The sequence below is a fragment of the Nioella sp. MMSF_3534 genome, from assembly GCF_030732985.1.
Lineage (GTDB): Bacteria > Pseudomonadota > Alphaproteobacteria > Rhodobacterales > Rhodobacteraceae > Nioella.
In genome coordinates this window covers 30,969-55,884 of record NZ_JASHJX010000028.1, presented here as the reverse complement: position 1 = coordinate 55,884, position 24,916 = coordinate 30,969, and the positions used below count along the sequence as shown (strand labels likewise).

General features: G+C 62.2%; 27 protein-coding genes. 7 read left to right on the top strand and 20 right to left on the bottom strand.

What is annotated here, in order from left to right:
- The coding region (locus tag RBB16_RS12890) for an acetyl-CoA carboxylase biotin carboxyl carrier protein subunit (RefSeq protein WP_306046555.1) at positions 1-246 on the top strand (246 nt) is incomplete at its 5' end.
- A gap of 11 nt (positions 247-257) precedes the next feature.
- The gene (gene accC / locus RBB16_RS12885; protein WP_306046554.1) at positions 258-1,607 is read left to right on the top strand and encodes an acetyl-CoA carboxylase biotin carboxylase subunit; all 1,350 of its coding nucleotides are present in this window, start codon (positions 258-260) and stop codon (positions 1,605-1,607) included.
- Positions 1,608-1,655: 48 nt separating this feature from the next.
- Here accC and RBB16_RS12880 read toward each other — a convergent pair whose 3' ends face one another.
- Both RBB16_RS12880 and RBB16_RS12875 read right to left on the bottom strand, forming a co-directional pair.
- On the bottom strand, positions 1,656-2,108 hold the full coding sequence (locus RBB16_RS12880) for a hypothetical protein (protein ID WP_306046553.1): 453 nt from the start codon (positions 2,106-2,108) through the stop codon (positions 1,656-1,658).
- Positions 2,105-3,172 carry an agmatine deiminase family protein gene (locus RBB16_RS12875; RefSeq protein WP_306046552.1) on the bottom strand — a complete coding sequence of 356 codons (1,068 nt, stop codon included), beginning with the start codon at positions 3,170-3,172 and terminating at the stop codon, positions 2,105-2,107. The genes RBB16_RS12880 and RBB16_RS12875 overlap by 4 nt, the downstream gene beginning before the upstream one ends.
- A 152-nt stretch (positions 3,173-3,324) precedes the next feature.
- Between RBB16_RS12875 and aat the strand changes: the two genes are divergently transcribed.
- Positions 3,325-3,990, top strand: coding sequence for a leucyl/phenylalanyl-tRNA--protein transferase (gene aat, locus RBB16_RS12870; protein WP_071690112.1), 666 nt, complete (start codon positions 3,325-3,327; stop codon positions 3,988-3,990).
- Here aat and RBB16_RS12865 read toward each other — a convergent pair.
- The 7 genes from RBB16_RS12865 to ald all read right to left on the bottom strand — a co-directional run bounded on the left by RBB16_RS12865 (position 3,933) and on the right by ald (position 10,640).
- The gene (locus RBB16_RS12865) at positions 3,933-4,358 is read right to left on the bottom strand and encodes a DUF2155 domain-containing protein (protein WP_306046551.1); all 426 of its coding nucleotides are present in this window, start codon (positions 4,356-4,358) and stop codon (positions 3,933-3,935) included. The genes aat and RBB16_RS12865 overlap by 58 nt on opposite strands.
- Positions 4,355-4,801 (bottom strand): outer membrane lipid asymmetry maintenance protein MlaD, encoded by a 447-nt coding sequence (gene mlaD, locus RBB16_RS12860; protein WP_306046550.1) that lies wholly within the window; start codon positions 4,799-4,801, stop codon positions 4,355-4,357. Before mlaD ends, RBB16_RS12865 begins: the two co-directional genes overlap by 4 nt.
- A 23-nt stretch (positions 4,802-4,824) precedes the next feature.
- Complete coding sequence (locus RBB16_RS12855) at positions 4,825-5,202, bottom strand: NADH:ubiquinone oxidoreductase subunit NDUFA12 (RefSeq protein ID WP_306046549.1); 378 nt, start codon at positions 5,200-5,202, stop codon at positions 4,825-4,827.
- Between the two features lie 149 nt (positions 5,203-5,351).
- Positions 5,352-7,145, bottom strand: a complete 1,794-nt coding sequence (locus tag RBB16_RS12850; protein ID WP_306046548.1) for a Hint domain-containing protein — start codon at positions 7,143-7,145, stop codon at positions 5,352-5,354.
- Between the two features lie 106 nt (positions 7,146-7,251).
- A complete protein-coding gene (locus RBB16_RS12845; protein ID WP_306046547.1) occupies positions 7,252-8,133 on the bottom strand; it encodes a Hint domain-containing protein in 882 nt (293 codons plus the stop codon).
- A gap of 242 nt (positions 8,134-8,375) precedes the next feature.
- A complete protein-coding gene (locus RBB16_RS12840) occupies positions 8,376-9,179 on the bottom strand; it encodes a Hint domain-containing protein (protein ID WP_306046546.1) in 804 nt (267 codons plus the stop codon).
- 342 nt (positions 9,180-9,521) lie between these two features.
- A complete protein-coding gene (ald, locus tag RBB16_RS12835; protein WP_306046557.1) occupies positions 9,522-10,640 on the bottom strand; it encodes an alanine dehydrogenase in 1,119 nt (372 codons plus the stop codon).
- 134 nt (positions 10,641-10,774) lie between these two features.
- Between ald and RBB16_RS12830 the strand changes: the two genes are divergently transcribed.
- A complete protein-coding gene (locus RBB16_RS12830) occupies positions 10,775-11,230 on the top strand; it encodes an Lrp/AsnC family transcriptional regulator (protein WP_071690106.1) in 456 nt (151 codons plus the stop codon).
- Positions 11,231-11,306: 76 nt separating this feature from the next.
- Positions 11,307-12,182, top strand: a complete 876-nt coding sequence (locus RBB16_RS12825) for a hypothetical protein (RefSeq protein ID WP_306046545.1) — start codon at positions 11,307-11,309, stop codon at positions 12,180-12,182.
- A 172-nt stretch (positions 12,183-12,354) separates the two neighbouring features.
- Here RBB16_RS12825 and RBB16_RS12820 read toward each other — a convergent pair whose 3' ends face one another.
- A complete protein-coding gene (locus RBB16_RS12820; protein WP_071690104.1) occupies positions 12,355-12,618 on the bottom strand; it encodes a DUF2312 domain-containing protein in 264 nt (87 codons plus the stop codon).
- Between the two features lie 130 nt (positions 12,619-12,748).
- Here RBB16_RS12820 and RBB16_RS12815 point away from each other — a divergent pair, with 130 nt between their 5' ends.
- A complete protein-coding gene (locus RBB16_RS12815; protein WP_306046544.1) occupies positions 12,749-12,964 on the top strand; it encodes a hypothetical protein in 216 nt (71 codons plus the stop codon).
- A gap of 23 nt (positions 12,965-12,987) precedes the next feature.
- Here the strand turns inward: RBB16_RS12815 and RBB16_RS12810 are convergent, their stop codons facing one another.
- The 8 genes from RBB16_RS12810 to RBB16_RS12775 form a co-directional block, all read right to left on the bottom strand.
- Positions 12,988-13,689 carry a DUF1223 domain-containing protein gene (locus tag RBB16_RS12810; protein ID WP_306046543.1) on the bottom strand — a complete coding sequence of 234 codons (702 nt, stop codon included), beginning with the start codon at positions 13,687-13,689 and terminating at the stop codon, positions 12,988-12,990.
- 83 nt (positions 13,690-13,772) lie between these two features.
- Entirely contained in the window at positions 13,773-14,225 is a 453-nt protein-coding gene (locus RBB16_RS12805) for an isoprenylcysteine carboxylmethyltransferase family protein (RefSeq protein WP_306046542.1), read from the bottom strand.
- A gap of 57 nt (positions 14,226-14,282) precedes the next feature.
- On the bottom strand, positions 14,283-15,086 hold the full coding sequence (locus tag RBB16_RS12800; protein ID WP_071690100.1) for a dimethylarginine dimethylaminohydrolase family protein: 804 nt from the start codon (positions 15,084-15,086) through the stop codon (positions 14,283-14,285).
- Positions 15,087-15,138: 52 nt separating this feature from the next.
- Complete coding sequence (locus RBB16_RS12795; RefSeq protein ID WP_306046541.1) at positions 15,139-16,023, bottom strand: Hint domain-containing protein; 885 nt, start codon at positions 16,021-16,023, stop codon at positions 15,139-15,141.
- Between the two features lie 403 nt (positions 16,024-16,426).
- The gene (locus RBB16_RS12790) at positions 16,427-17,476 is read right to left on the bottom strand and encodes a Hint domain-containing protein (RefSeq protein WP_306046540.1); all 1,050 of its coding nucleotides are present in this window, start codon (positions 17,474-17,476) and stop codon (positions 16,427-16,429) included.
- 192 nt (positions 17,477-17,668) lie between these two features.
- Complete coding sequence (locus tag RBB16_RS12785; RefSeq protein WP_306046539.1) at positions 17,669-19,012, bottom strand: Hint domain-containing protein; 1,344 nt, start codon at positions 19,010-19,012, stop codon at positions 17,669-17,671.
- A 30-nt stretch (positions 19,013-19,042) separates the two neighbouring features.
- Positions 19,043-19,963 carry a hypothetical protein gene (locus RBB16_RS12780; protein WP_306046538.1) on the bottom strand — a complete coding sequence of 307 codons (921 nt, stop codon included), beginning with the start codon at positions 19,961-19,963 and terminating at the stop codon, positions 19,043-19,045.
- An 81-nt stretch (positions 19,964-20,044) separates the two neighbouring features.
- Positions 20,045-20,416 (bottom strand): hypothetical protein, encoded by a 372-nt coding sequence (locus tag RBB16_RS12775; RefSeq protein WP_306046537.1) that lies wholly within the window; start codon positions 20,414-20,416, stop codon positions 20,045-20,047.
- 37 nt (positions 20,417-20,453) lie between these two features.
- On the opposite strand from RBB16_RS12775, the gene RBB16_RS12770 reads away from it, so the two are divergent.
- Positions 20,454-20,630 (top strand): hypothetical protein, encoded by a 177-nt coding sequence (locus tag RBB16_RS12770; RefSeq protein WP_306046535.1) that lies wholly within the window; start codon positions 20,454-20,456, stop codon positions 20,628-20,630.
- A gap of 286 nt (positions 20,631-20,916) precedes the next feature.
- Here the strand turns inward: RBB16_RS12770 and RBB16_RS12765 are convergent, their stop codons facing one another.
- Both RBB16_RS12765 and acnA read right to left on the bottom strand, forming a co-directional pair.
- A complete protein-coding gene (locus RBB16_RS12765) occupies positions 20,917-21,762 on the bottom strand; it encodes a Hint domain-containing protein (protein ID WP_306046534.1) in 846 nt (281 codons plus the stop codon).
- Between the two features lie 272 nt (positions 21,763-22,034).
- The gene (gene acnA / locus RBB16_RS12760; RefSeq protein ID WP_306046533.1) at positions 22,035-24,719 is read right to left on the bottom strand and encodes an aconitate hydratase AcnA; all 2,685 of its coding nucleotides are present in this window, start codon (positions 24,717-24,719) and stop codon (positions 22,035-22,037) included.
- Positions 24,720-24,916 lie beyond the last annotated feature (197 nt).

Sequence of the window (24,916 nt, the reverse complement as noted above, 5' to 3'; positions counted from 1 at the left end):
CCGGCGCAAGACCCCGGCGCGGTCACCTCGCCGATGGTCGGCACCGCCTACCTTCAGGCCGAACCCGGCAGCCCCGCCTTTGTCAGCGTTGGCGACACGGTGGCCGAGGGTCAGACCCTGATGATCGTCGAGGCGATGAAGACCATGAACCAGATCCCGTCCCCCCGTGCCGGCAAGGTCACGCGCATCCTGGTGGGTGACGGCGACCCGGTCGAATTCGGCACGCCCCTGATGATCATCGCCTGATGGGGACGCGCATGTTTTCCAAGATTCTCATTGCCAACCGCGGCGAGATTGCGCTCCGCGTGATCCGCGCCGCGCGCGAGATGGGCATCCAGACCGTGGCCGTGCATTCCACCGCCGACAGCGACGCGATGCATGTGCGCATGGCGGATGAGGCGATCTGCATCGGCCCGCCCTCGGGCGCGCAGAGCTATCTGAACGTGGCCTCGGTCATCTCCGCCTGTGAAATCACCGGGGCGGAGGCGATCCACCCCGGCTATGGCTTCCTGTCGGAAAACCAGAACTTCGTGCAGATCGTGGAAGATCATGGCATCAAGTTCATCGGTCCCTCTGCTGAGCATATCAGCATCATGGGCGACAAGATCACCGCCAAGGACACGATGAAGAAACTGGGCGTCCCTTGCGTGCCCGGGTCCGACGGTGGCGTGCCGGACCTCGACACCGCCCGCAAGGTGGCCGAGGAGATCGGCTATCCCGTCATCATCAAGGCCACCGCCGGCGGCGGCGGTCGCGGTATGAAGCTGGCGAAATCGGCTGCAGAACTCGACAACGCCTTCCGCACCGCCCGCTCCGAGGGCAAGGCCGCGTTCGGGAATGACGAGGTCTATATCGAGAAATACCTCGGTGCGCCCCGCCATATCGAGGTGCAGGTGTTCGGCGACGGCAAGGGTGGCGCGGTCCATCTGGGCGAACGCGACTGTTCCCTGCAACGCCGCCACCAGAAAGTGTTCGAAGAGGCCCCCGGCCCTGCCATCGACGCCGAAACCCGCGCGCGGATCGGCAAGACCTGCGCCGATGCCATCGCCGCCATCGGCTATGAGGGCGCGGGCACGATCGAGTTCCTCTATGAGAACGGTGAGTTCTATTTCATCGAGATGAACACCCGCCTGCAGGTGGAACACCCGGTGACCGAGGGCATTTTCGGCGTCGACCTCGTGCGCGAACAGATCCGCGTGGCCGAAGGCCTGCCCATGTCCTTCACGCAGGAGGATCTGCAGGTCGAGGGCCATTCCATCGAGGTGCGGATCAACGCCGAGAAGCTGCCGAACTTCACCCCCTGCCCCGGCAAGATCACCCAGTTCCACGCGCCCGGCGGGCTTGGCGTTCGGATGGATTCGGCGCTTTATACCGGCTATTCGATCCCACCCTATTACGACAGCCTGATCGGCAAGCTCATCGTCCACGGTCGTGACCGGCCCGAGGCGCTGTCACGCCTGAAACGGGCATTGGGCGAGTTGATCATCGACGGGATCGACACCACCATCCCGCTCTTCCACGCGCTGTTGGAGGAAGAGGCCGTCCTGACCGGGGATTACAACATCCACTGGCTGGAGAAGTGGCTGGAAACCAACTTGCAGGGGTGAGCCTTGGGTTCCTGATGTGAAAGGCCGCCCCGAAACGGGCGGCTTTTTCTATTCACAGACCGGCACCTCGTCACAACCTTCGGCAAGGAAACGGGTGATGAACGGCTCCATCGCCGCATCATAGCTGATCGAGACGACGGAGGAGCACATATAGGCGCGGTGCGGTTCCAGTTCCTCGGCGAAGGTGCTTTCCCAGCTCGGGTCCACGGTCAGCATCTGTTCGGCGGAATAGAGCAGGTGATCGACAAAGGCCGCATAGGACGCCCCATTGCGCGACCCTATCAGCGCGCAGGCATCCACCGGATCGGCAAGGGCGGGATGCGCCACCGCAAGGGCCAAATGCGCACGGTAGGCGTCGCGGGCGGATTGCGCGCGTTGGATCTCGTCCGCTGCATCGAGTTGCAGTTTGACCCCCACAAGCGCCGCCACCGCGACAAGGGCCGTCACCACCGCCGCCCCCGCCTCGATCTGGGCGGTGTTATTCCGAAACCAGCCCATCATGCGGGCATCTGCTGCGTGGCGCAGTGAATGCCACCGCCAAGCTCGCCCAATGGATCGACATTTACCATGATGACCTCCCGGCCCGGATAATGGCGCGCCAGCGCTTCGCGTGCGATTTCGTCGGCCTCTGCGTCACCGAACTCCGCCGCGATCACCGCGCCGTTGCAGGTGTAGAAATTTGCATAGGAGGCCACGAAATCCTCACTGTCGACGCGGCGGTCCCAGGGCTCCGGGATTACCTCGACCTCTACCCCGCCCGCGATCAGCGCGTCATAGGTGTCCAGCGCGGCCATGTGGAACGGGTCGGCCTCATCGGGCTCATCGGGCAGGTTGATCAGCACCCGGTTCGGCCCGGTAAAGCGCGCGAGGCTGTCGATATGGTAATCGGTGATGTCCTGCCCGCGCAGACCCGGCGCCCAGATCATCCGTGTGGCCCCATAAGCCGCCAGCAATCGCGCCTCGATCTCGGCGCGGGACAGGCCGGGATTGCGGTTGTCGATGACCCAACTGCTTTCATGACCGATCAGCAGTCCATGCCCGTCATGATCCACACCGCCCGCCTCGCCCACCAGACCCGACGGGACCACCGGCAGGCCGAGCCGCTCGGCCACGCGGGTGGCGATCTGGCTGTCATGGGTATCGACCTGCTTGTTGCCCCAGCCATTGAATTGCAGGTGGCTGACGACAAGCGACCCGTCGGGGCGGCGCGCAAAAAGCGGCCCCGCATCGCGGCACCACAGATCCTCGGTCGGGATATCCCACAGCTCCACCTCGCCCGAGACCATCCGCCCGATCCGCGCGTGATGCTCCTCTGCGGCCAGCATCGTGACCGGCTCGAACGCGGCAATCGTGTTGGCGATCTCGGCAATGGTGGCTTGCGTCATGCGCAGGAACTCCGCATCGTCATAGACAGCGCGGCTGTTCGGCCATTGCATGAAGGTCCGCTGATGGGGCGCCTCTTCCGCCGGGACGTTCAGCAATGTCTCGTCCGCCATGATGCCCCCCGGCAGGCCCGTCAGAAGGGCGGCCGCGCCCGTGCCTTGCAGAAAATGCCGCCGTCTCATCCCACTTCAATCCCTCGTTCAGAAATCACAAGTGCCAATAACGCCAAAGGCATGGCCGATTTGGAAACACAATGTCCGCAAGGCAATTCTGGCATTTTTACGGCAATCTGCGCTAGTCTGAACATCTGACCCGGCACCGGAATTCGACCTCGATGGCCCATGACCTTCTGACCCCGCAGCGCCCGGCGCTTACGCCCGATCTGCTTCTGCGCGCCTATTCGGCGGGGATCTTCCCGATGTCGGAATCACGCGATGACCCGGATGTGTTCTGGGTCGATCCGCAGATGCGCGGGATCATTCCGCTGAACGGGTTTCGCATTTCCCGCTCGCTGGCGCGAACGATCCGGCGAGAGCCCTATCAGATCAAGGTGGACAGCGATTTCACGGGCACGGTCGCGGGCTGCGCGGACCGGGCGGAAACCTGGATCAACCCGCGTATCTTCGATCTCTATGAGCAGTTGCACCTGGCGGGCTTTGCCCATTCGCTGGAGGTCTGGGACGGCCCGGACCTGGTGGGCGGCGTCTATGGCGTGGCCCTTGGCGCGGCGTTTTTCGGGGAAAGCATGTTTTCGCGCCGCAGGGACGCCTCCAAGATCGCCCTGGCCTATCTGGTCTACCGGCTGCGCTATGGCGGGTTCCAGCTGTTCGACACGCAATTCGTGACCGACCACCTGATCTCGCTCGGGGCGGTGGAAATCCCGCGCAGCGACTATCGCAAGCGGCTGGAACGCGCGCTGCACTGGGACGCGAATTTCAAGGCTCAGCCGTCCTGGGTCTCGCCCGAGGCTGTGTTGCACCGCAGAACCCAGACATCATAGCGCGGGTGTTCCAGCGCTGACAGGGCGGGCGAAGTGGCGATCATCCAGCCGTCAAACAGCCCCTGCCCTTCAAGGTCGGTGATCTGCACATGCGCGTAGGCCTCTGACCCCGGCGCGCCTTCGGGATAGCGGCATTCCAGCAAGCGCACGGCGATCCGGCCGAACACCACGGTCTGACCGGTGGCCAGTTCGATATCCGTCGCGCGGCCCACGGATTTATCCAGCCCGCGCAGCAGCGCACCGGGGGCGGTCACCACCGGCGGGCCCGCATCCACATTCGGATTGGGCTCGATTGTCAGTTCAACGCCTTCCTGTGCAAAGGCCGTTGCGGGCAAGAACAGGGCAAGGGCAAGGGCGCGCAGGATCATTCGTCGCCGCCGCCCACGGCGCGCAGGATCAGCGTGGTCAGGCTGACGGCGCTCTGGGTCTCGTAAACCTCGTCTCCGGGGGCGAGGTTGAAGGCCGATCCACCCGGCACCAGTTCCAGGAAATTGCCACCAAGCAGCCCCTCGGAGGCGATGACAGCCTGAGTGTCGTCGGGGATTTCGATGCCACCCGCCACGGTGAAATCCACATCGGCGCGGAAGGTTTCGGGGTTCAGGTCGAGCCCGGTGACGGACCCGACGCGCACACCGGCAAGGCGCACATCGGTACCCACGCCGATCCCGTCGGCAGAGCGGAACGAGGCGCTGAGCGGATAGCTGTCGCCGCCGCTTTCAAAACCGGTGACTTGCCCGGCATAGACGAAAAAGCCGATGGCTGCGGCCAGAACGACCCCGCCAACCAGAACTTCTGTCGCATTCTCGGACATCGGATGCCTCCCGACCCTCAGGCTTATTCGGGGCTCCAGGCCTCGTAATCGCGGCGCTCGGCAGGTTGGGCCTGACGCAGAGAACCCGAGGGCGCATAGGCGGCCATGGTGCCGGTCAGGTTGGGCTGGTGCGGCTTTTCCCAGGCCTTGTGGGCCAGCGGACGGTCGGCGGGCGACTCGTCATAGGTGTGATGCAGCCAGCCATGCCAATCGGGGCTGACGCGGCTTGCCTCCGCTTCACCGTTGAACATGACCCACCGGCGCTTGCCGTCGCGTGTCTGGTAATAGGTGTTGCCCTGATCGTCCTCACCCACTTTCTGGCCATTGCGTTTGGTGTAGATCTGGGTGCCGATGGTCGACCCGTTCCACCAGGTCACCAGACGGTTGAGGAAAGAGAGCATGGCTGTGCCTCCGGCAAGATACGCGTTGAGGGACTAATGCCGCATCTGCGGGGCAAGGTCCAGCGTGAAACCCTGCGGATGGGTGTCGCGGGCGGGGGGCGGCATTGCGACACCGCGCGTAGGGTGGGCAGTTCTGCCCACCCCTCTGATCAAGCCACGGCCTTTCCAGACAGCCGCATCCGGATCGCGGCCGGAACCTGCCTTGCACTCATCGCGCGGGGGTAAGGCAGCTCTTCCATCTCGGGCACGTCGCCGTAGAGCGCCTCGAATTCGGCGAAGTTGTCGAACACCCGGCGGCTCACGTTGTCGATGAAGGTTTCGGCGGGCGCGCCGTTGGCGAGGATGATCTCATGTTCCTCGGTCTCGATGTGATAGACCGTGTAGCTTTCGCCCATTTCGGCCAGAGGCACCCGGCAAATGGTCGTCCCGTTCACCAAAGCCCCCGCGTGGCAGATCACCCCATCGACCAGCATCCCGTGATCAGCGGTGACATTCAGATCTGCGAAAGGCAACCCGCCCCCAAGTGACCCGGCGGCAAACCGCACCGGCATCAGACGCTCGGCAGGTCCGAAGCGGGTCATGACCGTCTGGCGACCAATCCATTTGACCGGAACGGAGCGCCCTTCAACGGTCTGAACCCGGTCGCCGAGCCCAAGCTCCTCGACCGCGCGCGGGCCGTCCGGCGTTGCAATCCATGTCCCTGCGCAAAAGCAAACGAGGTTGGTGTTCGAGGTGGTCAGGTCCGACAGGCTGGTGCCTTCCATCACCAGGAATCCGCCGCCAGCCCCGGCGGGCAAAGTGATCAGCAATGATCCGTCACCCTGCTCAGCGGCGGCCGCAAGCAATTCTGAAAAATTGCTGAAGAGAGATGACAGATCGACGATGTCCCCGTCACCGGCATTGAAATCCGTGATCCGGTCGGTTGCCCCACCGCCAAACCCACGGAAGAGGTCGGCGCCGGTCCCACCCGACAACGTGTCGTCGCCATCGCCGCCATTGACCGTATCCGCCCCCTCCCGCCCGAAGATGCTGTCATTGCCGCCATTGCCCAGAAGCGTGTCGTTGTTCACACCGCCGAAGATGTCTTCGTGGAAGAACTGGCCATTGACGGTTGTCAGAGACGACCCGGCTGACTGTGCGGACATCAGCACCATACGGGCAAAGTCATCGGCGGTCCGCGCATCCGCCCCGGACAGGGACTCGATCGCGGCGGCGAGCTCGGCGTAATGGGGCGACAGGCTGGAAGACTCCGCGTAGGTGCCGGTCACCACCCCGCCGGGCGTGGTGTGTTCGCCCCCCCGCACCACGACCCCGATCAGGTAGGACTGAGACGCGCCTGCCCCGCTCGGATCGAAGCTCAGGAAGGTGCCTCCGCCGCTCATGCCGCCAACGGGTTCGGCCCCCTCCACGGTGTAGTAGCCGCCGATGTCCCCGCCGACGTTCTGCTCGGAATAGTCACCGGCGGCGAGGGTGCCGGTGGTCTGGTGCAGGACGCCCGCGGTGTTGTTCAGCGAGTTGTCTTCCTCGGGATACCCGGTGATCACCACATTGCCGGACAGGTCGTTTGGATCGTTGGCGATCAGCATCGGCGCGGCGGGACCGTCGTAGAATGCCCCCGTGGAGACCAACGCATCCCCCACCTGCAGGCTGATGTCGAACCCGGCGAGGATCGTTTCCGGCGTGCCGTTACCGTCAAGATCTTCCCGGTAGGCCGTCCAGGGGGACCCCCCTGACGGCAGGGTGAAATCATATTCCGTCGTTGCGTGGCTTTCGGCCGCGCCGGGCAGGCCTTGCTGCGGCGTTGCCGTGTGGGACCCGCCTGCCGAAGGGAAGTGATTGGCGCTGAAATAGATGCCGCCACCGATGTGAACGCCGGACCATTTGACCTGAACAGCGGTCAGATGCACCAGATCGGTGGTGCCTGTGTTGACAATCTCCAGCACCAAACATCCCCCGCAGGCAGAGTTACCAGAAAACCAATTCCAACAGCGGTATCACGCGCTTAAACGGCCGGTCAATCTGCGTTGCCGAGGCAGGCCGAGATCGCTTTCAGGCGACCTCCCGCTGCGACAGGCGCATGAAGATACCTTGTGGAACCTGCCGGGCACTCATCGCACGGGGGTAAGGCAGTTCGTCCATCTCGGGCACATCGCCATAGAGGGCCTCGAACTCCGCGAAATTGTCAAAGGCGCGGCGGGACACATTGTCGATGAAGGTCTCGGCGGGCGCGCCATTGGCGAGGATGATTTCATGTGCTTCGGTTTCCACGTGGTAGACCGTGTAGCTGTCGCCCATCTCGGCCAGAGGCACTCGGCGGATGGTGGTCCCGTTCACAAGTGCACCCGCGTGGCAGATGACGCCATCCACCAGCATCCCATGATCGGCGGTGACGGTCAGGTCCGACTGCGGCAGGCCATCGCCCAAAGACCCGGCGGCAAAACGCACCGGCATCAGACGTTCGGCCCGTGCGAAGCGGGTCGAAACGGTCTTGTGGCCCACCCATTTTACCGTAACCGAGGATCCCTTCCAGGACCTGATCTTGTCTCCGATCGCCAACTCTTCCACTCGGACCGTGCCACTAGGCGTGTCTATTTCCACTCCGCCCAAAAAACAGGGTGTAAAAGCGGTTTGATCGACTGTGAAGCTGCTGAAGTTGGCCGGCCAGGACGAGATCGTTTCACCGGCTGGCACCAGTACATAGTAGTGAACCCCATCAAAGGTAATCGCCAGCGTCACCCCTTCGTGGACAGTCGTCCCGAAGAAGGTATCGTTGAAATCGTTCGTCCCCCAGAGAACTTGCTCACCATTCGTGAACTCGGAATCGACGGTTCCATCGTCGAAAAGCGTCTCGGTCTGGCTGTAATTGCTCCCGATGATATTCCCGTTGGAAACTTGGTATTCCTGAACACTGTCGAAGTCAAAATCGGCCAAAAAACTGCCCCCCGGACTGGATGAAATATGATGTACGGTATCAACCCGTGATCAGGACCGATAGCACAAGTCCAATAGCGGGTCTACGAAACACTGTGGCCTCTACCTGCTCGAGTACACGTCGCCTCAAACCTCGCCAATATCTGAGAAACCGACCATCCGCATCGTCCTTCGCAGCAACCGTCGCCACTGGGCGGAGACGCTGCCTAGCAGGATCCAAATGTGCGCAACGGCTCGGAAGGTCAGGCGACGGCCCTTCCCACCAGTTTCGCCCTGACTCGTGCAGGCACCTGGCGCGCCGACATCGCGCGGGGGAAGGGCAGTTCCTCCATCTCGGGCACGTCGCCATAGAGGGCCTCGAACTCCGCGAAATTGTCAAAGGCGCGGCGGGACACATTGTCGATGAAGGTCTCGGCGGGCGCGCCATTGGCGAGGATGATTTCATGTGCTTCGGTTTCCACGTGGTAGACCGTGTAGCTGTCGCCCATCTCGGCCAGCGGCACTCGGCGGATGGTGGTCCCGTTCACAAGCGCACCCGCGTGGCAGATGACGCCATCCACCAGCATCCCGTGATCGGCGGTGACCGTCAGGTCGGTCTGCGGCAGGCCATCGCCCAGAGACCCGGCGGCAAAGTGCACCGGCATCAGACGTTCGGCGGGGCCGAAGCGGGTGGAGACGGTCTGGCGGCCGATCCATTTGACAGGCACCGTTCCGCCCGATGTTGTCAGGATTCGATCTCCAATTTCCAAGGCTTCCACCGCGCGGCGACCGAAAGGGGTGGAAATCTCTGTTCCTGCCAGAAAGCACAAAGCATAGGCACTGACCGAGCTTCCGACCGACGAGAGCGCGCCATTATTTGACAGCACGCGGATAATACCGCCGCCTCCGGGCTGAATGATCGGATCGCCATCGGAAGTAATCCCAAGAACCTTGTAGGTGCCCCCGTCCCAGAACACATCATCCCCAACGGCAACGGTTCCGTCGTTTGGGTTGGTGTCCTGTTCGGAAATGTCAGCGGTATTTACGAGGGGGCTTACAAGCGTCAAGGTTCCCCCGACTGACCCCGATGAAACAACATAGGAAAACGCAAAAGACTCAGCAGCCATCTCAAGCCCCACTCGTTACAAAAACAACTACAATAGATTGTTATGCGTTAATTGGTTACCTGCCAAGAGACTATTTTACATTAACAATTATTAACGAACCAGCTCCGCCTTTAGAATTGCTTTCCTGAATGAAGGGCGAGCAGAACTCCTAAAGATGAATGAAAACACCGTCTTTCCAAGCACTGCGGACACGCATGAAAATGCACCCCGGACGGGAAGGGTAAACCGTCCGGGGTGCACTCCCTCCGGCCAACAAGACCGGGCGGGGGAGGATCGCTTGGATCAGGCCGCCAGCGCAGCAGCAGCAGCCGTGTAGTCGTAACCGAGGTCACGGGCCACGGCCTCATATGTCACCTGGTGATTCCAGACGTTGAGCCCGTTCGCCAGATGCGGATCGCGGGCCAGCGCCTCTTTCCAGCCGAGATCGGCAATGCGCAGCGCATGCGGCAGGGTCACGTTGTTCAGCGCATAGGTCGAGGTGCGTGCCACGCCACCGGGCATGTTGGCCACGCAGTAATGAACGATCCCGTCCACGGTGTAGATCGGATCGGCATGGGTGGTGGCCTTCGAGGTCTCGAAACAGCCGCCCTGGTCGATGGCCACATCCACCATCACCGCGCCGGGCTTCATGGTGGACAGCATAGCGCGGGTCACCAGCTTGGGCGCGGCAGCGCCAGGCACCAGAACCGCCCCGATGACCAGATCCGCCTCGGCCACGCATTCGGCGAGGTTGGCGAGGTTCGAAAACCGGGTCTTGGCCGAGGATTCAAAATGCATCGACAGGCGCTCCAGCACATCGGGGCTGCGGTCGAGAATGGTCACATCCGCGCCCAGACCCACGGCCATCTGCGCCGCGTTGAAGCCCACGACGCCGCCACCGATGACGGCCACTTTCGCGGGCACCACGCCCGGCACGCCGCCAAGCAGAACACCACGACCGCCATGGGATTTTTCCAGCGCCGTTGCACCCGCCTGGATCGACATCCGCCCCGCCACCTGGCTCATCGGCTTCAACAGCGGCAGGCCGCCACCCGCACCGGTCACGGTTTCATAGGCGATGCAGGTCGCACCCGAGGCGACGAGGTCCTTGGTCTGCTCCGGATCGGGGGCGAGATGAAGGTAGGTGTAGAGGATCTGGCCCTCGCGCAGCATGGCGCGTTCAATGGCCTGCGGTTCCTTGACCTTCACGATCATGTCGGCCTTGGCGAAGATTTCTTCGGCGGTGTCGATGATGGTGGCACCGGCAGCCACGTAATCCTCATCCATCGCGCCGATGCCGGATCCGGCATTGGTCTCGATCAGGACGCTGTGGCCATGGGCCACCAGTTCGCCCGCGCTTTCCGGCGTCAGACCGACCCGGTATTCGTGATTCTTGATTTCCTTGGGACACCCGACGATCATGACGACCTCCTCCATCGCGGCATTTCCTTTGCGTCAGAATACGCGCGATTGAGTGCAATTTTCTTGATTTCTTCCCGAAATTTGACGATATCAGCGCAGCAATCTTGCGCAAAACCGCCAAAAACCGGGAAAAAATGGACAGCATCGACACCCGTATCCTGCATGCGCTTCAACGCGATTCGAGCCGCCCGGTCGCCGATCTCGCCAATGAGCTCGGCCTCTCCGCCTCTGCCTGCCATCGGCGCATCAAGTCACTGGAGGCCTCTGGCATCATCGCGGGCTACTCTGCCCGGCTCAGCCGCCGCAAGATGGGTTTCAATCTTCTGGTCTTTGTCGAGATCACCCTGCGCAGCCAGGAGCGGAGTGTGCTGGACGGGTTCGAGGCCGCGGTCCGCGCCGCGCCCGATATCCTCGAATGCCACCTGACCAGCGGGCAGGCCGACTACACCCTGCGCGTGGTCGCCCGCGACATGGACGACTACGACCGTATCCACCGCGATTGCCTGGCGGCGCTGCCGGATGTGTCCTCCATGCACACCACCTTCGCGCTGCGTCCCATCAAGTTCTGGCAGGGCTACCCGGTCCGTTAATATCTTGGGGCTTTGCCTCGGCCCCGGCCCCGGTTAGGGTCAGGCGGGTTTGGTTGACTGCGAGGGGGCAGGTATCATGCAGGTCGTGTTTCACATGGGGGCCCCGTGCACCGATGACGACAGGCTGATCCGGTCCCTCCTGAAGAACCGGGAGCCGCTGGCAAAACAGGGCATCGCGGTGCCTACACCGGCGCTTTACCGAGATGTCCTGAAGGACACGCTGCGCGCGCTTGACGGCGCCCCCGCCCCGGAAGAGTTGCAGCGCAATATCCTGACCTCGGCCAAGATTCCCGACGGCACGGAGCGCATCATCTTTTCCGATCCGCGCATGGTTTCGATCAACCGGCTGGTGGTGATCGGCGCGCAGATCTGGCCGATGATCGACCGGGTCTCGCGCAGCTTGCGAAACCTCTTTCCCACGGCACAGGTGGAATTCATGCTTGGAATGCGCGATCCCGCAACGCTGATCCCGGCGCTTTTCAAGACCTCGCGTTTCCGCCAGTTCGAGGAATTCACCGAAGACATGCAGCCGCACGCCCTGGCCTGGTCCGAAATGCTGGCGCGCATGCGCGTGGCGGTGCCCGATTGCCCGGTATCAGCCTGGTGCAACGAAGACACGCCGCTGATCTGGGGCGAGGTGATGCGCGAACTGGCGGGCTGCGACCCGCTGGCCCCGCTCGATGGTGTGGATGACCTGATCGAGGATCTGATGGACCCTGCCGGCTTCCGGCGGATGCAACGCTACCTGTCTGAAAACCCGCCGGAAAACGAGATGCTGCGCCGACGGGTGGTAGCCGCCTTCCTTGACAAATACGCGCTCGACGACGCGCTGGAGGAAGACCTGGACACCCCCGGATGGTCCGCCGAGATGCTCGACGACATGACCGCCTCCTACGAAGAAGACATGGACGCGGTCGCCCATATCCCCGGCGTCACCCTGATCACGCCCTGATCCCTTCTTCTTGGCCAAAATACTCCCGCCGGAGGCATCCCGCCACTGCAAAAGGCGCAAGGGGCTGATCGGCTCTCGAAGCGTGCCACACAGCCGTGGCAACGCGGCCCGAGGAGGGCGCCAGAGGCGCCTGACGAGGGGCGCCCCCGGATCGACGCCAAAGGCGGCGACATCACCGCATGCCAAGCGCTTCCTTGTACATCTCCATCACCGCCTCTTCCTCGGCGATATCGTCGGGCTCGCGTTTGCGCAGCGCGATCACCTTGCGCATGACCTTGGTGTCATAGCCGCGCCCCTTGGCCTCGGCCATCACCTCCTTGATCTGGTCGGCGATGTCCTTCTTTTCCATTTCCAGCCGCTCCACCCGTTCGATGAACTGGCGCAGCTCATCTGCGGTCACACGGTAGCTGTCGGGGGGGGAATTCACGTCATCCATCGGGCCTGCCTCTCATTGCCGGATCTCACCAGAGCCCCGGTCTAGCCCCCCTGCCCGCCCCCCGCAAGACTTGCGAAGCGCGACGGGCTCGGCTAGGCGACTATCAGGGACGGAACGAAGGGATCTGCACATGGAATGGCTTGTTTGGCTCGGCGCGGCGCTCACGTCTGTGGGGCTCATCATCATCGCCTATTGCATCGCCTCGGCCATCCGGGTGCGCCGGGCGGACCTGCCCGATGTGGAAACCCGCGCCCGGCTGCAGCGGATCGTGTTTCTCAATATGGGGGCTCTGCTGATCTCGGCGCTTGGCCTGATGTCGGTGGTGATGGGCGTATTCCTCGCCTGACGGCGGCGAGGTCTCCAAGCCGCTCAGTCCAGCCGCGCGGCGCCAAGGATCTGGCCCGGCCCCGCCATCTGCACGATCGCAGCAATGGGCAGGGCCGAGTCGTCGACCAGCTGAAGCTCGTAAGGCTCGGCCCCCGACCAGTCTCCGACCCGCATCCATTCGGTGACGATATTGCTGTATTCCACGGTGCGGCCCGCATTCTCTCCGCGCCGGATCTCCACCATTTCACTGGGCATGTAGCGCACGATCTGAACGATCATGCCGGGTTCCTCCAGCGCCATGGAGGCCACGGCGCGCAGCACGATCCCCCCCTCGACACGCGACAGGCTGACCTCCACCGGATAATCCACAACCCTGTATTGGGCGATCAGTTCCGCCACATCCATCGGCTCGTAGCCCACCACCCGTTCCACGCCCCCCACGATCATCTGCGGCGTATATACCATGCGCTGCCCGGCATGGCGGGCATAGGCGTGCTGGCGGCGGGTGAACTGACCGGAGGCAAAGGTATCGGCCCATCCGATATAGTCCCAGTAGTCCACATGCAGCGCCAATGCGATCACGTCCTCCCGCCCGGCCAGCTGTGTCAGCAACGCATCGGCAGGCGGGCAGGCCGAGCAGCCTTGCGAGGTGAACAGCTCCACCACGACCGGGCTGTCGGCACGGGCCGCGGGGGCAGTCAGCGAAAGCAGACCGAGGGCAAGTGAGGCGATGAGTTTCCGCATGATAGTCGTGAGTGTTCCCTTATGTCCCCTGATAGGTAGTGAACCTGGTCCGGGGACGCCAATCAAGCCTTTGCGAGTTCGCGTTACAGCCAACGCCGGGTTTGTTGAAGATAGCGTCGCGCCTCCAGCCCGAAGCTGTCGACCAGCGCGTCCTCCTCCGGGATGATGAACCGCAGGGTCAGGACCGACACGAACAGCCCCGGCAGCAGGATCGGGCTCAGCACCCCCAGCCACAGCACATAGCCCGTCAGCATCGCCACCATGGCGAGGTAGATCGGATTGCGCGACCAGCGGTATGGCCCCTCCACGATCAGCGCCTTGGGCGTATGATGCGGCTCGATCGGGGTTTTCTTGCGCCAGAACCAGATGGCCGACCAGCCGATCAGAACCAGCCCGCCTGCGATCAGCAGCAGTCCAAGCCCCCAGAACAGCGGGCCGAAGGCCACGACAAGCGGCACTTCCCGCGCCAGAAGCCACGCCGCCGCGCAAAAGCCCGCAAACCAGATCGGCGGCCAATCGGGGAAGCCCTTGAACATCTGAGCCCCTTTACTGCCCCTGCCCTGTGGGCCGATGGTCATGGCACCCGAAGCCGCTCATGTCAGCCCGCCGGCCAGCGAGAACCGCAGCGACAGGCAGGACAGACCGCCATCCAGCAACGCCGCCTGCGTCATCGGCAGTTCCGCCACGGTGTAGCCCGCCTTGTCCAACCGCTCCACGGTGCGCGGGTGGCCGGCGCTGACGAAGACATGATCGTTGAAGCGGATCGCATTGGCCGCCGCATGCTCAAGCGGCGCCGTCTCGATCACCCGGTAGCCGTCGAAACAGCCGGTTGCTGCCAGCTTGGGTGTGGCCAGGATGGTTTCCGCATCCAGAAGACTGCTTTCGGTCTTGAAATGCAGGATATCGGCGGGGGTTTCCACGATCCGCAGGCGGTAGCCCAGATCCTCGACCAGCGGGCGCAGCGCCTCTACCCCTGCCAGATCGGTCCGCGCCGACAGGCCCACCATGACCTCCGTGTCGGAACACAGGATATCGCCCCCATCGACAAAGCCTGTGCCGGGCAGGTCACGCACCTCGGGGAACATCCCCTCCAACACGGGTTTCAGTGCCTGCGCCTCGCCAAGCCGGGTGGGCGCGCCGGGGCGCAGCACGATGGCGGTGCCCTTCAGACACAGGGCCGGGTCCTCGATGAAGCAGCTGTCGGGGAAGTCCTCCAGCGGTTCCAGCACCGTCACCATCGCGCCCGCATGGCGCAGGGCATCCATATAGGCGGCGTGTTCGGCGTCGAAGAGGTCCGGGTCGGGCGCACCCATGTCAACGGCGCGCAAGCCTTGCGTGCAGGACCGCGCGGGGCGGCGGCACAGGGCATGGGTGAAGCGGAAGGAATGATCGGTCATGGCGGCCACTGTGCCGCCATTCCCGGTCTTGTGCCAGCCGAAAAGGCGGGGATTACGCTGCGCGTTGTCCGTCCAGCTTTAGCTTGAGCCGCTCCGGCACCTGCCGCGCCGACATCGCGCGGGGGTATGGAAGCTCCTCCATCTCGGGCACATCGCCGTAGAGCGCCTCGAACTCGGCGTAGTTGTCGAACACGCGGCGCGAGACGTTGTCGATGAAGGTCTCGGCAGGGGTGCCATTGGCGAGGATGATCTCGTGTTCTTCGGTCTCGATATGGTAGACGGTGAAGGTGTCCCCCATCTCGGACAACGGAACGCGCGTGATCGTTGTCCCGTTCACCAAGGCGCCCGCGTGGCAGATGACGCCATCCACAAGCATCCCGTGATCGGCGGTGACGGTCAGGTCCGTATGCGGCAGCCCCTCGCCCAAAGACCCGGCAGCAAAGCGCACCAGCCCCATCCGGTCTGCGGGGCGGAAGCGGGTCGAGACGGTCTGGCGGCCGATCCATTTGACCGAGACGTGCTTGCCGTCAACCGTTTGCACAAGATCGCCGATTTGCAGAGTCTCGACAGACACGTCTCCGAGAGGTGCTGATATAAGGGTGCCAGGGCCATAACACAGATAGGCGGCGGCTTCGGATTGAAACACGTTCGACGTTCCAGAAGTGCCAATGGTCGACTGGCCGACACCGTCCTCATTGATCGGAACATAATAAAGCGTTCCGTTCGAGAATACGCCATACTCCGTGCCGCCGGACGTGATGGTATAGCCAGTAAAAGTGTAAATATTCGGATCGCCGGTCACGACCCAAGTGTCGCTTCCCTCATCGAGGTTTCCGTCGTCATTGTTGTCGCTGACTTGAGTGTCGGTGTTGGATTCGTTTATCAGGTTCCAATTGAGCGTGGACCCAGGGTTTCCAGATCCGCCCGTAAAGGTCACATTCAAAAGCCGGACCTATCCGGGTGCGGTGTGTAAAGTTGGCATATTACCCCCATATGGCTATGGCTCGGCGCCAGAGCGCCGAAGATACGAAAGACTAAAATTCTTTATGCAATTCTAACAACACTGTCGGGCATGACAAGCCTGCATACGCAGCAACGACGATCAGGAAGACCCCGTCAAAGCCGGTGCCTGACACGAGTCACAGGCGAGATTGGGCCAGTCATGCGGTCACCCTCTTCGATATGCCAACAAACCTGCACTTGAGCGTGACAGGGCTATTGGCTGATGCACCAATGCGAGGAAAACATGGGATAGGGCGGCAAGCGCAGAGTGGGCAGCACCTAGTGCATGACGCCGCTATTTTCTATGACTTCGATCCTGATAGCTCGACCGGGAGGGATCAGGCTGCGGCTTTTCCGTCCAGCCTCACCTTGATCTCAACAGGCACCTGCCGCGCGGACATCGCGCGGGGATAGGGCAGCTCTTCCATCTCGGGCACATCGCCGTAAAGCGCCTCGAACTCGGCATAGTTATCGAACACGCGGCGACTGACATTGTCGATAAAGGTCTCGGCAGGGGCACCGTTGGCGAGGATGATCTCATGCGCCTCGGTCTCGACGTGATAGACGGTGTAGGTCTCTCCCATCTCCTCCAAGGGCACCCGCGTGATCGTCGTCCCATTCACAAGTGCACCCGCATGGCAAATGACGCCATCCACCAGCATCCCGTGATCGGCGGTGACCGTCAGATCGGTTGTCGGAAGGCTGTCGCCCAAAGACCCGGCAGCAAAGCGCACCGGCATCAGGCGTTCGGCGGGGCCGAAGCGGGTGGAGACGGTTTGGCGACCAATCCATTTGACCGGGACGATCCCGCCTTCTGCGGTCGCAAGGTTTGTACCGATTTGCATGTCTTCGACCATGACAGGCCCGTCGCTTGTCTCGATCAAGGTTTTGGCAGCAAAGCAGACTTGGGCCCCGGGGGTTGGGTCGTTCTGCAGCGTAAAGGTCTCGGCCTCATCCGTGCCTCCAACGGACACCGTTTGCCCATCGGCGGCAATGTCAGGATAAGTGAGATCCTCGATGACTGTGCCGCTGTCGTTTCTCAGGATGATCTGATCGCCGGAGTTGCTCATCGCGGCCCAGTCCGAAGATAGCCCACTCCGAGTAATGAGCACGGTATTTGGCGGAAGTGGGCCGTAGATCGACAGAAAGTCAGACTCGGAAATGCGTTGTGAGTTGTAGACGATCCCGTACTGCCCCGCCTGCAAGGTGAACCCGGCATTGAAGCTCGTTACGCCGCCACCCGCATCGGTAATTGTCCAACCATCCAGGCTGACTGCGGTCGCGCCATCATTTCGAAGTTCGACCCATTCAAGGACAACGTCAGAATAAGGATGAACAGGGCTGCTGTCATAGTGAATTTCAGTGATCTGAATATCGGTGTCGGCCATATCTTGAGTTCCTAAAACGGGTCAGTCCTTGATAGCTATCCGATAGCGGGGTTTCTGGCGAGCCTTTTTGGCTCGACATGACCGGCCCTTCTAGGAAATGATCGAGACTTGCCCCTTAGAGGTAGGGCACCGAGACGCGAAGGGGCTGCGCCCCCCCCCGAAAAGGCCGCAGGGCATGAACGGTCCGGCTGATCAGGCCGCCTCGACTGCCTTCAAGCGGTTGCGGATCAGCACAGGCACCTGCCGTGCGGACATGGCGCGGGGGTATGGCAGTTCTTCCATCTCGGGCACGTCGCCATAGAGTGCTTCGAACTCCGCATAATTGTCGAAGACGCGGCGACTGACATTGTCGATAAAGGTCTCGGCGGGGGCACCGTTGGCGAGGATGATCTCGTGTTCCTCGGTCTCAACGTGGTAGACGGTGTAGCTCGCCCCCATCTCGGCCAGAGGCACCTGCGTGATCGTCGTTCCATTCACCAGCGCGCCTGCGTGGCAAATGACGCCATCCACCAGCATCCCATGGTCGGCAGTGACGGTCAGCGGCTCATAAGGCAGGCCAGCCCCAAGCGATCCCGCCGCAAAGCGCACCGGCATCAGTCGTTCCGCCGGGCCGAACCGGGTAGAGACGGTCTGATACCCGATCCATTTGACCGCAATGGCCCGGCCTTGGGCGTTCAACACGCGGTCACCGATCGAAAGCTCTTCAACCAGGCGGTCCCCTTCCGGGGTTGCAATCAGCGTTCCCGCGCAGAAGCACAAGGTGTTGGTATTGGTGAAGGTCAGATCGCCGACCGACGTGTTTTCGAGGATCAGCGTCGCACCTCCCCCGAGGTCGATATGCAGATCACCCGAAACATCGGTGGCCGCAGCGACAACATCCGAGATGTCGGCAAAGAAGCTGGACAGGTCGATCACATCCTCGGCGCCGTTGAAATCCGTGATCCTGTCCGTGTCGCCCGTGCCGAAACCGGTGCCGGCAAACAGATCCGCATCCGCGCCGCCTGTCAGGGTGTCATTGCCGTCGCCGCCATCAAGCGTGTCGGCACCTGCCCCGCCGGACAAGGAGTCATTGCCGTCATTGCCCGAGATTTCATTGGCAAGCTCGTTGCCGGTGACATCGTCGGCCCCGGAACTGCCGATGTAGTTCTCAAGCCCGGTGCCGCGCGCGATGGAGAAGTTGCCAATCCGCCCGGACAGGTCCGAATAGGTCTCGTCATTCATGTTGACCCGCTGGTCCAGGCTGGACCCGCTCATATCAAGCGTGTCTTCGCCGCCGGTGTCGTACATCGTGTACATCACATAGTTGCCAGCATAGATCGACGGGTCGGCAGCATCTTCCCCGGTTATCTGGCCGAAGAGATCGCCAAGATAGCCAGAAACGTTCGAATTGAACCCGTAGACCGTGTCGCCGGCATTGTTTGTGACGCCCGTTCCGTACAGATTCTGAATGGCAAGGATATCGGCCATCATCAGCGTCGATGCGAGTGCGATGTCCGAGCTGACCGTCGGATTTTCGTTCTGGCTGAAATACGACATGATCGTCGCTTCCCAGCTGTCGTTCAGGTATTAGTTATCTATGTTCCAGGCTGCGGAGCCATTGTAGTTGCCCGCATGCCCCAGCCCGAGAGCGTGGCCGATCTCGTGCATGTAGGTCTGGAAGGAATAGCTGTCGATCGTGGTGCCATAGGTCGCCAACCAGTCGGTGGAGACATTCACGGTCGACTGGGTGATGAACCCGCCGCTATGGGTCGAGGAGTTATAGGCACCCGACGCGTTGTCATCCATGACGATTTCATGCGACGCATCCGCGACGCCCGTCGTGACCAGGTTGAAGTTCAGGCCCGACACGGCCGTCCATGCTTCGAACGCCCAGGATGCCAGCTGCTGACCTTCTGCGGTCAGTCCGCCAATATGCACATCCAGCGTATCGCCAACGGAAACGTTGAACTCGCGCGCGGTGGTTTCATTGGTCAGGCTTGTCCAGTAGCCGTCGGTCAGCTGATCGGCGATCTGATCGTTCGTGAAGGTCGTTCTGTCGCCCGCCGCGGTGACCGATATCTGGTAATCACCCGTCTCGGTATCATTCCATGACCCGGCCGAGATGTAGATCGTACCGGTCGTGTCAGCGGTGAACCAGGCATGGGACGCCAGCCCCACCCCGCCATCATCATCGAAGCCAAGGTAATTGCCGCTTGAATCATAAAGGCGCATATAGGTGTCGCCGACGGCGCTGCCGCCAACGCCTGTCAGATTGATGTCATAGCTTTCACCGGCAACCACGTTCAGTTCGATCCAATCCCGGTCTCCCAGGGAATCCAGGGTGCCTGCAAAGGTGTCTCCGACCGACATGGAATAGCTTGTCGAGATCGAGGCGACCGCGTCACCTGAATCCTCCAGCAGTGCGGCATCATCTACCGATATCGCTGCCAGATCCTCATAGTCACAGGTCTCCTTAAAGGGTTGAAATGTCGAGCATATCAGACACATGGCGCGTTTCTCCGGGAGAGATTAAATGATCGTGAAGCAGCGTTGCTTCCAGGAAAAAGAAGGGTCTTGCTGGCCGGTCCGTCAATCTGCATCAGGCCAGCCCGCGCTGTTCAGAAGGGTGCCGATGAACCTGTCATAGGGCGCGGCCCCAAGCGGCGCATCGACGACGGAAAAGGTGTAGTCCGGGCTGGTCCCGCCAAGATCGCCGCGCCGCCAAGAGAGCTGCGCGCGCAGGTCGTGCTTTCCTGCGGAAAGAAGCGTAAGCGTCATGCTGGCCGCCGCGTCCGCGCCGTTTTGGGCCGGATCCTCCGACAGCCTGACCTCCCACGGTGGATCCTGCTCTTGCAGCTGTCGTGTCAGTTCCGCACAAAGCGCGTCGATATGAGAAGACGGAGCCCCGGAAGCTGTCTCGCAGGTGAGGGACAGCACGTCACCCGATGTGGTCTGTGCCATGGCGGATCCTCCTCCAAGGGTTGCGGCGGCGATCACCGTGGCCGAACAGATCGCTGAAATAAGGGCCGCGTTCATGTTCTTCAAAGAAGTCCTTAAATCTCTGGCCCTCGCTATCAAAACGCGGACGCGCATTCGCCATCTGAACGCGACCCTACGGCACATGGGCTTTTGTGCCAACCGCGAAGCGCACACCATTCCGACATCGACATCCTGAAGCCACTCCGGGTGCGTTCCAAGTCGCAGGGCCCCGCTCCGGACCGCGATTCACAAGCAGTTCGCAGCGCAATCCGTCGCCGGTGCGCCTTCCGCCAATCCGGCCTTGCCCGGTCGCCGATCTTGCCTTGCAGCAACGCCGAAAGCCCGCGTCCACGGTCCGCAACCGGCACCCGCCACGCCGACATCGCGCGCAAATTCGTGGGCGTCCGCCGTCCCGATCACCTCGCCCTGAAACGTCGCGCTTATGGCGATGCAAACGTCGGGCAAACGATCCCGCCCAAGCGTCAGGCCACGGCTTTTCCGTCCAGCCTCACCTTGATCGCAACAGGCACCTGCCGCGCGGACATCGCGCGGGGGTATGGAAGCTCCTCCATCTCGGGCACATCGCCATAGAGCGCTTCGAACTCTGCGAAGTTGTCGAAGGCCCGACGCGAGACGTTGTCGATGAAGGTCTCCGCAGGGGCGCCATTGGCGAGGATGATTTCGTGCTCTTCGGTCTCGATGTGATAGACTGTGTAGGTCTCGCCCATCTCAGAGAGCGGAACGCGGATGATCGTCGTCCCGTTCACCAAGGCACCCGCATGGCAGATGACCCCATCCACCATCATGCCGTGGTCGGCGGTCACCGTGAGGTCAGACTGCGGCAGGCCATCGCCAAGAGATCCGGCGGCAAAGCGCACAGGCATCAGCCGTTCCGCAGGTCGAAATGCGGCTACGACGGTCTGACGACCAATCCACTTGACCGGCACTGCGCGGCCTCCATGGGTGACGACGCAATCGCCGATCTGGAGGTTTTCGACGGGTGTGGAGCCATCAGGCGTTGATATGCACGTGCCGCCCAGAAAACACGTCGTGAAATCCGCAGTATTGAAAGTCGGGATTGCAGTGCCAGCCGCTAGAGTTGCAACCGCCGGATCCGTCGTTGAGTAGAGATCGTAGTAAGGCCCCTGCCGGCAGACAATATAGACCACCCCATCCTTCTCATAGGTCCCGTAAAACCCATCGGTTGCCGAGCCATCGGTGAATGGCTGATTGACGTCTTCACCAGATGTAAAGACCGTGTCACCTGCGCCGTTTCCATCGTCCAACGTGTAGGGGCCGGGCAGTGGGATCGGTGTAAATGTGCCCACCGACTCGTGAAAAGTTCCGTGAAAGTACAAGTTGCCGATCGAAGCCATAGGTGCCAGTTCCCCCAGCCTGAGTTGTCGAGACTGATTCAATTGTTAACGAGCACGTCTTGTTATAGCTAACCTGACTGCTGGAAGGTCAAGCAAGTGTCGGGTAGACAGTTTGCCCACCATCCAGCCATCAGGCCCAAAATCGGCAAAACCCCGGCGCGATGGCCGGGGTTTCGGGATGTTGAAAGGCAAGGTGGGCAGACTGCCCACCCTACGAGCGGTCCTTACGACTTCGCGAGGTTGCGCAGCACATAGTGCAGGACGCCGCCATGTTCGATGTATTCGATCTCGATCGCGGTATCGATCCGGCATTTCAGCAGGATGTTCTTCACCGTACCGTCCGCCATGGTGATCGTGCAGGGCACTTCCTGCAGCGGCTGGATGGTGTCCAGACCCGAGATCGCCACCGTTTCCTCACCGGTCAGGCCGAGCGATTTGCGGGTGTCGCCGCCGGTGAACTCGAAGGGGATTACCCCCATGCCCACCAGGTTCGAGCGGTGGATACGCTCGAAGCTTTCGGCGATCACGGCCTTGACGCCGAGCAGAGCGGTGCCTTTGGCGGCCCAGTCACGGGACGACCCCGCGCCGTACTGCTCGCCCCCGAAGACCACCAGCGGCGTGCCTGCCTCCTGATAGGCCATGGACGCGTCGAAGATCGAGGTCTGCTGACCATCGGGGCCCTTGGTGTAGCCGCCCTCGACCCCATCCAGCATCTCGTTCTTGATGCGGATATTGGCGAAGGTGCCGCGCATCATGACCTCGTGGTTGCCGCGACGCGAGCCGTAGGAGTTGAACTCGCGCACCGGAACCTGACGCTCGATCAGGTACTGACCAGCCGGCGTGGTGTCCTTGAACGATCCTGCCGGGCTGATGTGGTCGGTGGTGATCATGTCACCCAGAAGCGCCAGCACCTTGGCGCCCTCGATATTCGAGATGGTGCCGGGTTCCTTGGACATGCCCTGGAAATAGGGCGGGTTCTGGATGTAGGTCGAGGAGGCGGGCCAGTCATAGGTCTCGGCCTCGGTCACTTCCACGCCCTGCCACTTTTCATCGCCCTTGAAGACGTCGGCATATTTCTCCTGGAACGCCTCGCGGGTGACGGTCTGAGCGACCAGATCGGCGACCTCCTTGGCGGTCGGCCAGATGTCTTTCAGGTAGACATCCTTGCCCTCGGGGGTCTGGGCAATCGGGTCGGTCGCCAGGTTGATATCCATGGTCCCGGCCAAAGCGTAGGCCACAACCAACGGCGGAGAGGCCAGGTAGTTGGCGCGCACATCGGGGCTGATGCGGCCCTCGAAGTTGCGGTTGCCGGACAGGACAGAGGTCGCCACCAGATCGCCCTCGGCAATCGCCTTGGACAGTTCCGGCTGGATCGGGCCGGAGTTGCCGATACAGGTGGTGCAGCCATAGCCCACGAGGTTGAAGCCGACCTTGTCCAGGTCTTCCTGCAGGCCAGCGGCCTCCAGATAGGCGGACACGACCTGCGAGCCGGGAGCGAGAGAGGTCTTCACCCAGGGCTTGCGGTCAAGGCCAAGGGCCGCCGCCTTGCGCGCCACAAGGCCCGCGCCGATCATCACATAGGGGTTCGAGGTGTTGGTACAGGAGGTGATCGAGGCGATCACGACCTTGCCCGATTCCATCGTGTAATCTTCGCCCTCGACGGCAACCTCTTTGCCCATGGGGCGCTTGAAGGTCTCGGCCATTTCCTTGGCGAAGGCGGCTTTCGCCTCGGTCAGGGCCACATAGTCCTGCGGGCGCTTGGGGCCGGAGATAGCGGGCACGATGGAGCCCATGTCGAGATGCAGCGTGTCGGTGTAGACCGGCGCATAATCCGCGCCGCGCCAGAAGCCGTTTTCCTTGGCATAGGCCTCGACCAGCGCGATCCGGTCCTCGTCACGGCCGGTGGTGCGCAGGTAACGCAGCGTTTCGTCGTCGATCGGGAAGAAGCCACAAGTGGCGCCGTATTCCGGGGCCATGTTGGCGATGGTGGCCCGGTCCGCAAGCGGCAGGTGATCGAGACCCGCGCCGTAGAATTCGACGAACTTTCCAACCACGCCCTTGGCGCGCAGCATCTCGACGACTTTCAGCACCAGGTCGGTACCGGTGGTGCCTTCGACCATCTCGCCAGTCAGCTCGAACCCGATCACTTCGGGGATCAGCATGGAAATCGGCTGTCCCAGCATCGCGGCCTCGGCCTCAATGCCGCCAACGCCCCAGCCCAGGACGGCCGCGCCGTTGACCATGGTGGTGTGGCTGTCGGTGCCGACCAGCGTGTCGGGATAGGCAACGGTTTCGCCGTTCTGGTCCACATCGGTCCAAACGGTCTGGGCCAGGTATTCCAGGTTCACCTGGTGGCAAATGCCGGTGCCCGGCGGCACCACGCGGAAGTTGTTGAACGCGTTCTGACCCCATTTGAGGAAGGTATACCGCTCCATGTTCCGCTCATACTCGCGGTCCACGTTCATCTGGAAGGCGCGCGGATTGCCGAAATAGTCGATCATGACCGAGTGGTCGATGACCAGATCGACGGGGGCCAGCGGGTTGATCTTCTGCGGGTCACCGCCAAGCGCCTTGATGCCGTCGCGCATCGCGGCCAGATCGACCACGGCGGGAACGCCGGTGAAGTCCTGCATCAGAACGCGGGCGGGGCGATAGGCCAGTTCCCGGTCGCCCTTGCCGCCATTGTCGGCCCAATCGGAGAAGGCTTTGATGTCGTCCACCGAGACGGTCTTGCCATCCTCATAGCGGAGCATGTTTTCCAGCACCACTTTCAGCGCAGCGGGCAGTTTGGAGAATGTGCCAAGCCCGGCAGCCTCGGCGGCGGGGATGGAGTAATAGGCAATGGACTGATCGCCGACCGTAAGCGTTTTACGGGTCTTTGCGGTGTCCTGACCGACAGTGATGGGCATGGAGAGCCTCCCTCGTTCCAGACGATGTGGGTACGTGCTGCGCGGGCTATGCCAGCATAACAGGAGTCGTTCAAGGGGGGTGCGGCGATTTTGTATGCCGTTGCATACCTAAATGCGCGCTTTTTTCCCGCCCCCTGCCCCATGCGCCGATATGGACCCGCCGCGGCGCTTCCCCACCGGGCCGGTTTCGGCTAGGG